General features: G+C 49.3%; 14 protein-coding genes and 1 pseudogene. 9 read left to right on the top strand and 6 right to left on the bottom strand.

Annotated elements, in window-relative coordinates; all coding sequences use genetic code 11:
- Nucleotides 1–263: 263 nt before the first annotated feature.
- The 5 genes from JOD20_RS08435 (at nt 264) to JOD20_RS08415 (ending at nt 3,692) form a co-directional block, all read left to right on the top strand.
- Complete coding sequence (locus tag JOD20_RS08435; RefSeq protein WP_204754845.1) at nt 264–1,358, top strand: WXG100 family type VII secretion target; 1,095 nt, start codon at nt 264–266, stop codon at nt 1,356–1,358.
- Between the two features lie 78 nt (nt 1,359–1,436).
- Entirely contained in the window at nt 1,437–1,928 is a 492-nt protein-coding gene (locus JOD20_RS08430) for a hypothetical protein (RefSeq protein WP_204754844.1), read from the top strand.
- A 12-nt stretch (nt 1,929–1,940) separates the two neighbouring features.
- Complete coding sequence (locus JOD20_RS08425; RefSeq protein WP_204754843.1) at nt 1,941–2,516, top strand: hypothetical protein; 576 nt, start codon at nt 1,941–1,943, stop codon at nt 2,514–2,516.
- Nucleotides 2,517–2,528: 12 nt separating this feature from the next.
- Nucleotides 2,529–3,104, top strand: a complete 576-nt coding sequence (locus tag JOD20_RS08420) for a hypothetical protein (protein WP_204754842.1) — start codon at nt 2,529–2,531, stop codon at nt 3,102–3,104.
- Nucleotides 3,105–3,116: 12 nt separating this feature from the next.
- The gene (locus tag JOD20_RS08415; protein ID WP_204754841.1) at nt 3,117–3,692 is read left to right on the top strand and encodes a hypothetical protein; all 576 of its coding nucleotides are present in this window, start codon (nt 3,117–3,119) and stop codon (nt 3,690–3,692) included.
- A 172-nt stretch (nt 3,693–3,864) separates the two neighbouring features.
- On the opposite strand, the gene JOD20_RS08410 is transcribed toward JOD20_RS08415, so the two are convergent.
- Together JOD20_RS08410 and JOD20_RS08405 are read right to left on the bottom strand one after the other, a co-directional pair.
- Complete coding sequence (locus tag JOD20_RS08410; protein ID WP_204754840.1) at nt 3,865–5,490, bottom strand: type ISP restriction/modification enzyme; 1,626 nt, start codon at nt 5,488–5,490, stop codon at nt 3,865–3,867.
- A gap of 166 nt (nt 5,491–5,656) precedes the next feature.
- Entirely contained in the window at nt 5,657–7,132 is a 1,476-nt protein-coding gene (locus JOD20_RS08405) for an N-6 DNA methylase (protein ID WP_204754839.1), read from the bottom strand.
- A gap of 192 nt (nt 7,133–7,324) precedes the next feature.
- Here JOD20_RS08405 and JOD20_RS08400 point away from each other — a divergent pair, with 192 nt between their 5' ends.
- On the top strand, nt 7,325–8,704 hold the full coding sequence (locus JOD20_RS08400) for an ATP-binding protein (protein WP_054534895.1): 1,380 nt from the start codon (nt 7,325–7,327) through the stop codon (nt 8,702–8,704).
- Here the strand turns inward: JOD20_RS08400 and JOD20_RS26400 are convergent.
- The 3 genes and pseudogenes from JOD20_RS26400 to JOD20_RS08380 all read right to left on the bottom strand — a co-directional run bounded on the left by JOD20_RS26400 (nt 8,701) and on the right by JOD20_RS08380 (nt 11,326).
- A pseudogene (locus JOD20_RS26400) lies at nt 8,701–9,627 on the bottom strand (lysophospholipid acyltransferase family protein). The gene JOD20_RS08400 and the pseudogene JOD20_RS26400 sit on opposite strands and share 4 nt — an antisense overlap.
- 7 nt (nt 9,628–9,634) lie before the next feature.
- Nucleotides 9,635–10,411, bottom strand: a complete 777-nt coding sequence (locus JOD20_RS08385) for a GNAT family N-acetyltransferase (protein ID WP_204754836.1) — start codon at nt 10,409–10,411, stop codon at nt 9,635–9,637.
- A gap of 123 nt (nt 10,412–10,534) precedes the next feature.
- A complete protein-coding gene (locus JOD20_RS08380) occupies nt 10,535–11,326 on the bottom strand; it encodes a nucleotidyltransferase domain-containing protein (protein ID WP_204754835.1) in 792 nt (263 codons plus the stop codon).
- An 88-nt stretch (nt 11,327–11,414) separates the two neighbouring features.
- On the opposite strand from JOD20_RS08380, the gene JOD20_RS08375 reads away from it, so the two are divergent.
- From JOD20_RS08375 to JOD20_RS08365, 3 genes are all read left to right on the top strand, one after another.
- Nucleotides 11,415–11,780: a hypothetical protein gene (locus JOD20_RS08375; RefSeq protein ID WP_204754834.1), complete on the top strand. Its 366-nt coding sequence runs from the start codon at nt 11,415–11,417 to the stop codon at nt 11,778–11,780.
- A gap of 61 nt (nt 11,781–11,841) precedes the next feature.
- Nucleotides 11,842–12,738 (top strand): acetyl-CoA carboxylase, carboxyltransferase subunit beta, encoded by an 897-nt coding sequence (accD, locus tag JOD20_RS08370; RefSeq protein ID WP_204754833.1) that lies wholly within the window; start codon nt 11,842–11,844, stop codon nt 12,736–12,738.
- A gap of 21 nt (nt 12,739–12,759) precedes the next feature.
- Complete coding sequence (locus tag JOD20_RS08365; protein ID WP_204754832.1) at nt 12,760–13,596, top strand: acetyl-CoA carboxylase carboxyltransferase subunit alpha; 837 nt, start codon at nt 12,760–12,762, stop codon at nt 13,594–13,596.
- Between the two features lie 64 nt (nt 13,597–13,660).
- Here the strand turns inward: JOD20_RS08365 and JOD20_RS08360 are convergent, their stop codons facing one another.
- Nucleotides 13,661–14,986: a hydroxymethylglutaryl-CoA reductase, degradative gene (locus JOD20_RS08360; RefSeq protein WP_204754831.1), complete on the bottom strand. Its 1,326-nt coding sequence runs from the start codon at nt 14,984–14,986 to the stop codon at nt 13,661–13,663.
- Between the last annotated feature and the right edge of the window lie 106 nt (nt 14,987–15,092).

Genomic DNA, 15,092 nt, shown 5'->3' with positions numbered 1-15,092 from the left:
ACCCCTGATCACAGCACTGGCGCGAAGGGCTTAATTGCTGTTTAAAAATAAAAGCTGGTATGAGCTGCGATGGATGACCAGCCTATTTCACGGAGATTAATCGCAACTAGGCCTATTGGTGAGCCATTTAATACCAATCGAGCTATATACCAACATACCAATAGTTTGCTATAATCCGCCGCACTGAGTTGAATTGAGGTTCCCCTTCCATTTTGTCCAGCATTGTAGCCCGAAGCTTCCTCCCCGTTGCGAGGATTCAGGCGATGCCTGCTCCATTTGTGCAGATCAAGTACGAAGCGGTAGACACAATCATCAAACGCTTTCAAAAACTCCACGATCAAAGCCAAAGTATTCAAGCAACGCTCTGTCAAACGATGGCTGCGCTCCAAGCAGGCCAATGGCAAGGGCAGGCTGCCGACAGCTGTTTTCAAGAATTTACCCATGAGGTCAAACCTGCCTTTCAGCGCTTGTTACAGGTCTTACAAAGCAGTGTTGAAACCACCAAAGCCATTCGGCAGACCATGGCTGCTGCTGAAGCCGAAGCCGCCGCGCTATTTCGCGACGATTTTGCAACAATCGGTTTAGGTGGCAATAAACTGCTGTTTAGCCAAGAAAATGGTGAAAAACCGCCCTTAACTCCGCCAGAACCACCCTTGAAACTGCCATTCTTCCAGCAACTGATCGAGTGGGCACTAAAATTATTTGCTGAGTGGCACGAAAATTTTGGCTCCAAGGTCAATCCGTATGCTGATGGGTCGGTGAGCGAGGCCGAAGCAGCAATTATTTTTAACGATATGGCCAACGAATCAGATATTCCCTTTAAATATGCTGATGATGGTTGTTATGCGAGGGCACACATCATGACTAATCGAATTTATAAACGGTATGGTATACCGCTTGAATCATTGGATAAGGCTTATATCCAAGCCTCTGGAACAGCGCCTGATACCCATCTTACTGTACCTACTGAGTATCGTTATTCTGCTCAAAAGTATGATGATGTAAGCTCATATGATGGGATTGTGGACTGGGGATGGCATGTCGCACCAACAGTTAAGGTTAGAAATAATGCTGGTTCAATTACACAAATGGTTATTGATCCATCTCTTTTTAGTCAGCCTGTTTCATTAGAAACATGGCATGCCAAAATGAATGATAACGATGCGATATTAAACCTAGTACCTTATAATTGGTATAGTCCAAGAAAAGGTTTTAAGTCTAATGAATCTTCAGCAATTCCTCATCCAAATGAATTTCTAGTAAATTATACCCATACGAAAGAGGAATTGGATATTTCTGCTGAATTAACGATGATAGAGTATATGAAACGATGTGAAGATTCAGGCTATTGTAATTAGAGGTTTATGATGAAAAAATATATGCATTTACTAATCATAATACTATTTTCAATCTCTTGTACTAATGAGGAAACTGTCATGAATAATAGTCAATTTACAATTTATATCTTTACGAATGAAGATATAAATCATGAAATAGATGATAACCCGCACATTACACATCCAAACATCCTCTTAGCAACGATTGATTTGGATCGTGCGGCCTATGTCATTCCTGAATCAGCGATTATTGCCTATGATTGGCCAGAACAAACCTTCAACATTACGAATCCTTGGCATGATAGATTGCGAGAAACTCCTTTTTTTATGCATGAAGGCAGTAAGGCCATCGTGGTGTTTCAACAGCAACGCATTATAATTGGATCACTGCTTTCGGAAGATACAGCACGATTTATCGCTCCTGAAGAAGCGGCTATGTATTCCAGTTTTCGCCAAGATCACATCTTCTATAGTTTTCGCTATGGTTCAGTGCTTCAAACTGACCAAGCATATCCATTTCTCAACCCCGATCCCACGATTGCCGAGGCGGTCAAAACCCATTTGCGCCAACTGGGCAAACTAATTGAGTGAAGGAGGTTGGCGATGCGTTGGATAAGTTTTTGCTGGCTGTTCGCATTGCTAGTTGGCTGTACCTCAATCGATCAGCCAAAGCCACCATCTAACCAATTTGCGGTCTACATCTTCGATCAAGATGCCGTGCCAGGGCTTGGCCCAACTGCCGAGACCGCCTGGCAGATTTTGCAGGCCGTGCCTTTAGCCCAAAGCGCCTTTACCGTGACCGAGCAGTTATTGCTCAGCTATCATTGGTCAACTCAAACGATTACCTTTACCAATCCTTGGGGCCAAAATATTCGAGATGCACCTTTTTATATGGTCGGTGGTGATGGCGCATTCATCGTAGTTTATCAAGGACAGCGTTTATTTGGGGGTAAAGTTGTAGCCGCCGAAAGCCCACGCCGTTTTGACTACCCTGCCATGGCTTTATCGCAAGAGTTTATTCTGATGGAAAATCCCGAACTCCAAGGCAAATTCGTCTATTCGTTTCATCCCCGCTCAGCCGTGATGTATCGACCGCAATCCCAGTTTTTGGCTGCTGATCCGGCGATTGCTGAAGCGGTCAAAGCCCATCTGCGGCAACTGGGCAAGCTAGTTGAGTGAAGGAGCAGCGCCATGCGTTGGATAGGTTTTTGCTGGCTGTTCGCATTGCTAGTTGGCTGTACCTCAATCGATCAGCCAAAGCCACCATCTAACCAATTTGCGGTCTACATCTTCGATCAAGATGCCGTGCCAGGGCTTGGACCTACAGCCGATACGGCGTGGCAAATTTTGCAGGCTGTGCCATTAGCGCAGGCTGCTTTCACCGTGACCGAGGATCTGTTGCTCAGCTATCATTGGCCAACCCAAACCATCACCTTTACAAACCCTTGGGGCCAAGATATTCGAGATGCACCCTTTTATATGGTCGGTGGTCATGGCGCATTTATCGTGGTTTTTCAAGAGCAGCGTTTGTTTGGGGGCAAGGTTGTGGCAGCGGAAAGCCCACGCCGTTTTGATTATCCCGCTATGGCCTTATCACAAGATTTTATTCTGATGGAAAACCCCGCACTCCAAGGCAAATTAGTCTATTCGTTCCATCCACGCTCAGCAGTGATGTATCCACCGCAATCGCAGTTCTTAGCCACCGATCCATCAATCACCGAGGCGGTCAAAAACCATTTGCGCCAGCTGGGCAAGCTGATTGAGTAACGGAGGTTGACCATGCGCTGGAGCTATTATTGTTGGCTCTTGGTATTGCTCGTTGGTTGTACCCAAACTAAGCAACCACCACCCACAGCCAACCAGTTTGCGGTTTATATCTTCGATCAAGATGCTGTGCCAGGGCTTGGCCCCACGGCTGATACGGCGTGGCAGATTTTGCAGGCTGTACCATTAGCGCAGGCTGCTTTCACCGTGACCGAGGATCTCTTGCTCAGCTATCATTGGTCCACCCAAACCATCACCTTTACCAATCCTTGGGGTCAAACCGATCTTGATGCGCCTAGCTATATGTGGGGCGGTGATGGCGCATTTATTGTGGTTTTTCAAGAACAACGTTTATTTGGCGGCAAGGTCGTTTCAGCAATTAGCCCTCGCCGTTTTGATTATCCAGCTATGGCCTTATCGCAAGATTTTATTCTGATGGAAAATCCCGAACTCCAAGGCAAACTCGTCTATTCGTTTCATCCACGCTCAGGCGGGATGTATCCACCCCAATCGCAGTTCTTAGCCACCGATCCTACAATCGCCGAGGCGGTCAAAAACCATTTGCGCCAACTTGGCAAGTTGATTGAGTAAATGAAGTGATTCCCTCACCCCAACCCCTCGCCCGTGGCGCGGGCGAGGGGCTTTTGGTTTGGTGGCAGCACCGCGAATCGCGGCAAACCCATGGTCTCTAGGTGGACTGCTACCTCACGCGCGGGCGAGGCGCTAGACTACAACCAAATCATACACTCAACACAACGCTGGATTATTGAAGCGGCATTTTGGTCTGAGTTTGTTTAATTGGTTTGGGCGCGGCTCGTTCTAGATCGCTAGGTTCTGGCAAATCATCAGCAAGCAACAACGGCGAATTCAGTACATGCTCAAGCAGTTCAGCGAGTTGAGGTTGTAGATCAATTGTGTGATCAAGCAGCCACAGCAGTTCTAGCAATTCATCATCAAATTCCCAGCGTTCGGGCAAGATTTTGTCAAGCGGCGATGAACTACGCCCAGCTGGCTCGGCCATCCGATAGCCCAACCACGATTGTACAACTTTCAAGCCCGAAACGCTGAAATTAAATACCTCGGGCCGAACATGGCTAAATACACCGCTTGTGCCAATGGTAAGTTGTTGCTGTTGTTCATCGTAATGATAGACATTAGGATATTCGCTTTGGCTTGTGCCAGCATCGCATCGCACCTGCCCTCGTGGCACGATACCCTTTGGTTGATCGCTTGGCACACAGCGTTGACCATAGCTGTGCAGCCAAATCAGGCGTTTACCCAAACTTACTGCTGTGCGAAAAAGTTCGCCATCGCTGGTGATTGGAATACGCGGCCCCGGCGTGCGTAGCTCGCTTTCAAAACGTGCAGTATAGGTTGGGCTTGCCAATAGGGTATAGCAATAGGCCATGAGATCAAGCGCATTCAGCTCGAAGCCAAGCTCACTAGCAAGGTGGTCTAATAAACCTGCTGGCACGTTGGCTTGGCTCGCCGCCGCATCACGCCATAAGGGAATAACATCTTTGCCCCCGCGATTGCGGAAATAATGCATGTCTGGGATTAGATGGCTAATAACTGCTGCACTACCTGAACCAAGTACATCTGTAAGTAGACTGGTAAAATAGATTTGATGTTCGCTATTGGCGGTATGCAAATCGGGCCGTAAAAAATCGCCAACCCGATTATCAACAATTGCCCATTGGCGATCAAAACTGCGATAGCCAATTTGTTCAATTGTAATAGGTATTTTAGGATCGGTTAAGCGTCTGAGCGCTGGCAAGCGGGTTGTTTTATCGGTTAATGTACCATACAGCTTATCAACCTTGCGATCACGGGTTTCGCTAAATAGTTCTGCTTTATTTTCTGCTTTAATAAAATACTCCCAACGGCGCTGTATGGTTGATTGATTTGCCGCAATTGGCCATGTCCGTTTATATTGCATGCCACTAATTTGCCATGGAAACAAATCGGTTATTTTAGGCCATGTTGCATAAGCTCCGCTTGCTGCAGGAATAAATGGATCAAACCATCCAGTGCCACAAGCTTCCCAGACGAGGTCGCTAAATTGTTTGACCTTGGCTATTTGGGCTAATTTTTCTTCTGTTGTACCTTCTATACAACAATAGTGGACAGTTGCAGGTTGAGTTGGTTTTGGTGAAGTGTAGCGTACACCTACTGCAATGACCACTGGTGTTTCAATTGCAAACACATTTTCTGTTTTACGTGCGCCTATATTATCGCCTCCTAGATCGATTAGCCACAACTCATCGAAGATTTGGCGCATGTGTTGGCGCATCCCTGCAAAACCTGGGCCACGCAAATACGATGAGGCCGTGATAAAACTAATCACTCCACCTTGTTGCGATTGGGGTTGTTCAAAAACCTTCCACATTGCCCAACGCCAAAAATACACATAATCGTTATAGATATTTTTAAGATGCCCACCTTTTCCTGCATCTATAACTGGCTGAGTGAAGCTATTAAAAATTGGAGGTTCGTGTTTGCTTCCAAACCGTACCCAGCCACCCTTACGTTCAACCTTATCTTGTTGCTCTTCATCAATGATTTGGCGATTGTAGGGTGGATTGCCAATACATACCAATACTTCGGTTGATTGCTTTACCTTTGACTACACGTTTTTGTTCCTGGCTCAGGCTTTTTAGCACTAAAGTTAATTGCTGGGGCGGGGCATTATTAGGTGAATCAAGGGTATCGGACAAATACACATGCACCCCATCGGCAGGCAATTGAGCCTTTTCGGCGGCAATTGCCTGCGAAAACCGCAAATGGGCAACCGCATATGGTCCAACCAGTAATTCAAAGGCATGCATATTTTGGGCAGCAAAACTAGCATACTGGGTGCGTAAACCCTTGCCGCGATCACGATCAACCAGATTGAGGCTTTCTTGCAAGGCAGTTAAGAGATAGGTTCCAGTACCAGTGGCTGGGTCAAGCGTGACGACCTTAGGATCAACCATTCCGTAAGGTGCTTTGAAATACTGAGTCAACAACTGATTAACTAAGCCAACTTGGGCCTGAATAATCTCAATCGGGGTGTAGTAAACCCCACGCTGTTTGCGCAAATTGTTATCATAGGCAGCCAAAAACTCTTCATAAAAATAGAGCCATGGATCACCGCCACTAGCAAAAATCGACGAATCAACTGCCTGAATAATTCGTTCAATCACATCAATCGAGGTAGCAATTACCTCACGGGCATCCAAATCTCCTAATAGCTTGAGCGTATCGGACAGCAAGCGATGGCCCGTACGCAAATTACTAACCGCCTGATCGATCGTGATTGATGCCAAGCCATTTTGCCGCGCTAACAATAAGGCATAAACCATAGTTTGGGCATAGGCATCAGCAAATTCAAAGTCACTGGCATCAGCGAACAGATATGTTTGCCAATTTTTGAACAAAATGCTTAAAGGAGATTCGGGGTCTGGTAAAGCTTCTAAAACATCGCTGCGCAACAAAAGGCACAGCGGTGCTAATAGTTGGGCCAATTCTTTAGGGTTACGCGGTACAGTGGGCTGCCACAACATAAAATCACGAATAAGCTCGATCAAGTTATCAACATTCGCCTTGTTGATTGCCCTTGCACCGTCGCTCGTAACATCACCAATGAAACTAACTCGTCGATTCTCAACAAGAACGCCAGAACGAAACAACAACCAATCGTTGCCATTGGTATAAATCAGATTTGGCAATTGTTGGAATTTTTGCCATTGTTTGGCATCGGCACTTTTAGCGGCAAATTTGCGCGGGTCAGCCTTTTTATCAGGCGCTTTTAATTCAATATGGCCAATAATTAAGCCCGCCTGAGAAACGCCCATATCCGGCCTACCAGCGATGGATCGCTCTTGAACTTCAGTCACAACATTAATTTGCGAATTGCCAAGCATAGTTTGGCAGATCTCTTTAATAATCTTTTCAACACTTGACTTCAATTGATCTTCAGGATTAAATTGGGCTACGGTTTGCCATTTTTGAGTTAAATCACTCGCAATCGCCTGTAGTTTTTTGAGCAAAATCGACCTCCCAGCAAATATCCATTTTTACAAATACCCAAGCATTGTTATACCCTGAAAAAGTTAGATCTGCAATAACTAAGAAAGGGTTTTAAGCGTTTCTAACTCATAACTTTCCTTTAGCCAATTGATCGGACAAAGAACCAAGCCCTATGCTATAATTGCAGCCCTATTGAATGTTTGGGGTTGTGTATGCTTGAACAGTTACTTGAAAACGGCGAAAGTGAGATGCTAGCCTGCTTCCGCGAACGCTTTCGGCCTGAAGATTTGGCTGAAACGTTGGTGGCTTTTGCGAATGGCAACGGCGGTAGCGCAGTCATTGGCATCAGTGGGCGGGTTAGGCCCAAAGTCGAGGGTGTTCAAGATATTCAGGCAGCAGAAGAAGCAGCGCTAGAGGCAGCATTGGCCTGTACGCCGCCGCTAGTGCTCCCATTGCCCCAACAACTTACCAGCAATCAACAAACGGTGTTGCTGATTGAAGTTCCGCCAGGCTTACCGAATGTGTATAGTTTGCATGGCAAATATTTGCGCCGTGAAGGCCCAAGCAATGCTCCCATTCCACCCAATGCCCTGCGCCAATTGCTGATTGAGCGAGGCGAGGTTGGCTGGGAACGGGTTCGCCCAGAAAATGTGAGCATGGGCGATTTAAGCGAGATGAAAATTCAATCGTATGTGGCGCGCATCGGCCCGCCCGCCGATGGCGATCCCTTGGGTTGGCTGTATCGCCGCGGTTGCCTTACCCGCGATAATCAAGCAGTTTATCAACCAACCAATGCTGGAATGTTACTGTTCAGCATCACCACCGAGCGCGATTACCCGCAATGCGAGTTGACGTTGGTGCGTTACACTGGCAACGAAATGAGCGATGAATTCGAGCGGGTTGATATTCGAACCACCTTGCCCGACCAAGTGCGGCGGGCAGAGCTTTGGCTTGGCGAGCATATGCGCCGTGGCTCGCGCATGGTTGGCCTTGAACGCGAAGATTGGACAGAATATCCACCTGCTGCTGTGCGTGAAGCCTTGGTTAATGCTGTAGCCCACCGCGATTACACCGTGCGCGGCGAGGGCATTCGAATCGCAATGTTTGTCGATCGGCTGGAAGTGTATAGCCCAGGCCGCTTGCCGGGCCACGTCACGATCGATAATATTGCCGCCGAACGTTTTAGCCGCAACGAAACGCTGGTGCAAGTGCTCGCCGATTTGGGCTTGATCGAACGGCTTGGCTATGGCATCGACCGCATGCAGCGCCAAATGGCCGACGCAGGCTTGCCGCCACCAGAATTTCGCGAAACTGCCGCTGGCTTTTTGGTAACGCTGCGCAACAAAGGCATGAATGTCGCCAACACGTCGATCATCGATACCGCTAAATGGGAAGCCTTGGGCTTGAACGAACGCCAAATCGGAGCCTTGGTCTTTTTAACTGAGAATCGTCGAATTACCAATCGCGATCTGCAAGACCTTAGCCCCGATGTTTCGCCCGAAACGATTCGCCGCGATCTCTCGGATCTGGTTGATCGGGGTTTGATTTTGAAGATTGGCCAAAAACGAGCAACCTATTATATTTTGCGCTAAACGGCTAGGGCTTGACCAACGCTTTGCTCGGTCAAACGCCGGTCGTCGCCTTCCCAACGTTCTTGGCAATTGAACCAATACAGCCATTGGCTGGGGTTTTCGCTAATAATTGAGGCCATCCACTCGTTGAGTTCGTCGGTGGCCTCGCGGCGTTGTTTGCGGCCAAAGCTGCGACCCAAATGCAACGGCTCTTGGCAAATCAGCCGATGGCGCTTGCCTTCTCGCACACTGTAACACGGCACAATCGGCACATTATCTTCGAGGGCAAAGGTTGCTGCGCCTTGGGGCGTGCGCGATTGCAAGCCAAAAAAGCTGGCCTCAGGGAAATTCGGTCGCCAAAAATCACCCAACAAAAACACCACGCCATTGGCTTGTAAATGCTGGCGCAACCCCCGAATTAACTCGCGCGGCGAGGTCGCATCGTAATCAAAGCCAGCACAGCCAAGCTGATGAAACTGCTCGTAAAGTGGCCGCAACTCAGGGCTGCCCGCAGTACCAACCGTCAAGCAATTGTAGCGCTACGCCAAACGCCAGTAGCTATAGAAGAAATTTCCTTGATGAGGCGTGTAGAGAATCACGCCACGTCCTTGAGCCAGCGCCACTTCAATATGCTCGGTTCCTTCCAGCAGCACATGCTCGCAATTCAAACGCTCAATCCCAATCAGCACTTCATACAGCAACAGCAGCATATGTTGAAGATAGCGCAGGCCAATCCTAGTCCGCTCTAACCACGAGCTATCAAGCAGCACATAGGCCAGGTTAGCATGCAAATGGCGGCGCAAGCGCGGCACAAACCAATACAAACCAACGGCCAACATCCAGCTGAGGCCAATAACCAAGCGGTGCGGCAACCAGCCGCCAATGTGCCGAACGCGCGCCAAACGCTGCGGATTGGTGGTCAATTGAGCAAGCAGTTGATACATTGTCGCCTCAGGCCGTTGCTTGATACGAGCTGGCAAAATGGCGTTGGTAGCGCTTGGTCATTTGGTTAGTTTCAAAAACCACAAAGAAATCGGTGGTGTGAAATAAGGGATCGTAGGCTGGGTCGCCCGCCAATTCAGCACCCATCCAACGATAGCCTTTAATCAATGGCGGCAAGCGGCGCACCATTTCGCGCTCGCTACAGGTCATCGGCAAGCAGCGCAAATCGGCCATTCGATGGCTAGCTAATGGCTGAATGTTATAGCGCTCAGTAATCACGTTATGTTGACGCAGCATGCTATACAAGGCACTAACATCGGGCAATTCGTCGTGGTTCATGCTGGCGCAGCCAATCAAATGGCTATGTGGCCGCTCAGCCAGATAATTGGCAATTCCGCCCCAGAGCATTTGAATTGCTCGCGTGCCGCGATAGTCGGCGGCAATGCAGCTGCGGCCAAGCTCCAAGGCGTTGCGCAAGTGGGCAAAGCGCGTAAGATCAAATTCGGTTTGCGAATAAAAGCCTTGCTGGGCCAAGGCTCGTTCGCCAGGCAGCAAACGATAGGTGCCAACAACTTGCTCAGAATTTTGGTCGATCACCAACAAATGGTCGCACCATTGGTCGAAAACATCGAATTCAAGCCCATGTTCGTTCCAAAGCCGCGAGTTATTCGCTTCTTCAACAAAAACGCGGTAGCGCAAGCGCAAGGCTTGCTCAATTTCGGCGCTCGTCGTGGCACACTTAACCGTCAGGCGTGGGGTCGTGCTACTGATCGTTGCAAGCGTCATAGCGTTGGCTCCTTTGTGATGATGGGTCACAGCGCTAGCCTAGGCTGCTTGCTTTAATCAATTGCGATTGAATTGTTAACAATTATGTTAAATTAAGTAAAATTTCTGCATGCGCAGCTATTGCTAACGTGGCGCAAGCGCCAAACAAGCACGCACAAAAGCTAAACTTTCATCCACCAAGGCTGGGTCAGCAGCTGTACGATATTTGAGGCTGGGATTTGGCCGATTGGCCCATGCTGCTTCAATTAAAGGATGCCATTTGGGGGCAAGCTTGGCGAGCGCCCATGCAACCCCAGCCCGTTTTGAGTGAATCCGACCTGTTGCTAAGCTCTGCAACATGCGACAATAACTAATCACGGTAAATGCTTGCGCCCATTGGTTCGTTATTGAATACTGCCCATCACGCATCTCGGCGGCCCAATCGTGCATTGTGTTGCGAATTTCTTGGCGCAGCTCAGCTGGATCAATCGGCTCAATCAAGCTGGTTGCTGGCGGCCCAAACAAGGCAATGCCATATTCGCGCACCGTCCAGCGCATCACCAATTCATTATCATGGGTCGATAGGCTTAACTGCGAACTGCCATTATCCAAATACCACAACTGGGTTTTGTTGGGGTCGGCGCGGCGCACCAAGACTTGGGAAATATACGAGCCTTCGAGATGTTGCGCCCAAACCGAGGGCAATGCATAAATCGCGGCATGCAGCGCTTGTAATCCAGCAAGTTGGGCCAAATCAAGCTCATCTTTTAATACAACCATAAAATCTACGTCACTCGCGTCATCCCAATCGCCGAGCGCAATCGAGCCGCTCAAATAGACCGCTAGCAGCTGATCGTCAAGCAGGTTTTGTAACTCTGCAACCAAACTCGCCAAAACAGCTTCAAGTTCAGGGTGATTAATCCGGTTAGGCTGCATTTGAGCCTCCTTTCAAAACGAGAGCCTAGCGATTGTGGCGCAAAACGGGCAAGCGCACATCAGCAACAAGCCCGATCAAGGAGCAGCTATGCAACAACATTCCAATAAACGGATCATCAAATTATTGGTTGGATTTTGTAGCGTGTTTGTGGCGCTATTACTGATTCCCGCCTTGCTGATGCAGCAATTCTATTTTGAGCGCATTTGCACTGTGCATGCCCAAGCAAACCAGCTTGGCGACAGCTGGTATAGCCCCGCCAGCCGCTATAGCCCAGAAAGCTGTATTTTTGCCAATCAAGGCTCGATTCCAGTTAATCAGCTTGTTGGTTGGGAACACAACGTTGTGCTAGCGATCTGGTTAATCTATCGACCGCTAGGCGCTTTTGGGTTAACATTGTTCGTTTTTATGCAGCCTTGGCAGAAACTGAAACGCTTCAAAAATATATGGCTATGACGCACTGCGTGCTATGCTATAATCCCACTACGGCTCAACAATGACCGTGGAGGTTCATGATTTGAAAGATTTTTTTCGGCGTGCGCCGTTACCCTTCACGTCTTCGCGGCGTGAGCAACAGATACCAGATAATGTCTGGACCAAATGTGCCAACTGTGGCGAATTGACTTATCAAAAACAATTCAATGATGCATTAAAAGTTTGTCCAAAATGTGGCTATCACTCGCGGATTAGCTCACGCGAATGGATCGATATTTTGGCCGATGCTGATTCGTTCGTTGAGCATGATGCAGATTTGCAAGGCATCGATATTTTGGGCTTTGTTAGCCCCAAAGATAACTACGAAGCCAAATTAGCCGCTACCAGCGAACGCACCGGCACCAACGACGTGGTGATGAGCGGCAGCGCCAGCATTGAAGGCTTGCCCTTTGAAATTGCAGCCTGTAACTTCGATTTCATGGGCGGTTCGATGGGCAGCGTCTTTGGCGAAAAAGTCGCTCGCGCCGTTGAACGTGCCGCCGATCGCGGCGTACCAGTCTTGACGATCAACGCTTCAGGCGGGGCGCGCATGCACGAAGGCATTTTTGCGTTAATGCAAATGGCCAAAGTTTCGGTGGCGCTGACTCGTTTGGCCCGCGTCCGCCAACCCCATATCTCGTTGTTGGTTGACCCATGCTATGGTGGCGTTTCGGCCTCGTATGCCTCGGTTGCCGATATTATTTTGGCTGAGCCAGGCGCAAATATTGGCTTTGCAGGGCGACGGGTCATCGAGCAAACCATTCGCCAGAAATTACCACCACACTTCCAAACCGCAGAATTTTTCCTTGAACATGGCATGATCGATGCAGTCGTGCCACGCTCGGACATGCGGGCCACCATTGGGCGCTTGCTGCGCTTGTATGAACGACCCACATCATCGGCTGATCATCGCGAACATGTCGTAGCGGGCCACCAATAAGCCCCACGCAGAGGTCAAAACGTGACAACGTTAACTGAATTATTGCCTTGGGATAAGGTGCAAATTGCCCGTAATCCCCAACGCCCACGCACACTTGATTATATTCGGGTGCTGTGTGAAGATTTTTTTGAACTCCGTGGCGATCGCCATCATGGCGACGATCAAGCGCTGGTCTGTGGTATTAGCAAAATCGATGGTCGCAGCGTTGCGATTATCGGCCATCAAAAGGGCAGCGATACCAAAGAAAACGTGCGCCGCAACTTCGGCTCGCCGCATCCAGAGGGCTATCGCAAGGCCTTGCGGGTGATGGAGCATGCCAAAAAATTCAATATGCCGATCTTGACCCTAATTGATACTGCTGGCGCGCACCCAAGCATGGCCGCCGAAGAGCGCGGCCAAGCAGAAGCTATCGCCCGTAATTTGTTGGTTATGGCCGATTTGCCAGTGCCAATTATTGCGACGGTCATCGGCGAAGGCGGCTCTGGGGGAGCTTTGGCAATCGGGGTTGCCGACCGTTTGTTGATGCTGGAGCATGCTGTTTATTCAGTTGCCTCGCCTGAAGCGAGCGCGGCAATTCTCTGGCGCGATTCGAGCAAAGCCTCGGAAGCAGCCAAAGCCATGAAAATCACCGCCCAAGATTTGCACAGCTTTGGCATTGCCGATCTGATTATTCCTGAGCCAGAGGGCGGCGCGCATATGGATGTAGCAGCAATTGTGCATGCGGTTGGCAATGCCCTGCGTGAGCAACTTAGCACGCTGAGCACACTCACGCTCGATCAATTGCTCGATCAACGCTATGCCAAATATCGGGCGATTGGGCGTTTTCGCCAAGCCCAAAGCGAAATTGTCGAGGCTTAAAAAAAGTCTGGCCAGCACCTTGTCTACGAGGTGCTGGCCTTTTTGGCTTAAGGAGCTTGTTGGTTTAGCAGGGAACCCCAACCTCGATGCGTTGTAAGGCATAGGTTTCGTGCATTTCGCGCACAATTTCGGCGGCACGAGCTGGCTTGATGCAACGTTCAGCAATCAAACGCTCAGCCACTTCTTCGACCAAGGCTGGTGGTGCACCAGCACTCATTGCAATCTGGCGTGCGTGCAAACTCATATGGCCGCGTTGAATGCCTTCAGTTGCCAAAGCCCGCATTGCAGCCAAATTCGAAGCCAAACCAGCACACACACAGACCTCAGCCAATTCGCGGGCCGAGCTAACATTCAATAACTTCAAGGCAGCTGCCGCCGTTGGATGCACCTTGACTGCGCCCCCAACAATCCCAACCGCCAATGGCATGGTCAAGGTGCCAACCAAATTACCTTCAGCATCTTGCTCCCACGTGGTCAACGAAGTATAACGGCCATCGCGGGCGGCATAGGCATGCGCTCCCGACTCGATTGCGCGCCAATCTTGGCCAGTTGCCAACAACACTGGGTCAATGCCGTTCAAAATGCCTTTGTTGTGGGTCGTCGCACGATAGGGATCGACGGCGGCGAAGGCATAGGCCCACAAAATCCCTTCGATCACATCTTCGCCACGCAGATCCGAACGATCCAAGGCGCGGGCTGGAATCACACAGCGCGCAGTTGCCAAGCGCCGATCGCTCAAGTTGGAGAGAATTCGCAAATAAGCACGACCACCAGTTAAGGCCTCTAAGCGCGGCGCAACAGCTTCAGCCATCGCATTAATCGCGTTAGCACCCATGGCATCCAAACAATCGACGATCAGGTGCACCACCAACATTGGCCCCATTGGGCTAGCAGGGAACGAATGAACTTCGACATCTTTGGCCCCGCCACCTAAGCCAACCAGCGAGGTGCTTTGCCGATTGGCAATTGCCAGCAAATCGGCCTTGTGTTGCAAAATAATTTCGCTAGCGGCAGCATGATCGGCGATATGCACCAATTGAATTTGCCCAATCATCAACGATTCGGTGCTGCTGGTCGTAAAACCGCCGCCTTCGCGGGCCAGTTTGGCCGCAAATGAAGCGCCAGCCACAATCGATGGTTCCTCGACAACCATTGGAACTAAGGTATCTTTGCCATTAATTTGAAAGTTGGTCGCAATGCCCAAAGGCAAGCTATAAGTACCAACTACATTTTCAATCATCTTATCGGCGCGTTCAATCGTTAAGCTGCCAGCGCCATGCAGCGCCCGCAAATCATCGTTGTTCAAGCCATCAAAAGCCCCTACGGCTTGCAAACGATCAAGCGGCGAAAGTTGGTAAAATCCTTGTAAACGGCTATTTTTTGCTTTCATCAGAACGAAGCTCCTCTGTCGCCAAAAATTGGGTCAGCATGATGTAGACGGCTGAAGTGTAGCATGTGACGCATGGCAAACCTAGTCAAAAAGCTGTCAAAACCTC

Origin of the sequence: Herpetosiphon giganteus (assembly GCF_016907925.1) — a bacterium.
In the GTDB taxonomy this organism is placed as follows: domain Bacteria; phylum Chloroflexota; class Chloroflexia; order Chloroflexales; family Herpetosiphonaceae; genus Herpetosiphon; species Herpetosiphon giganteus.
The sequence above is the reverse complement of the archived record's forward strand: the minus strand, read 5'-3'. Positions and strand labels throughout refer to the sequence as shown.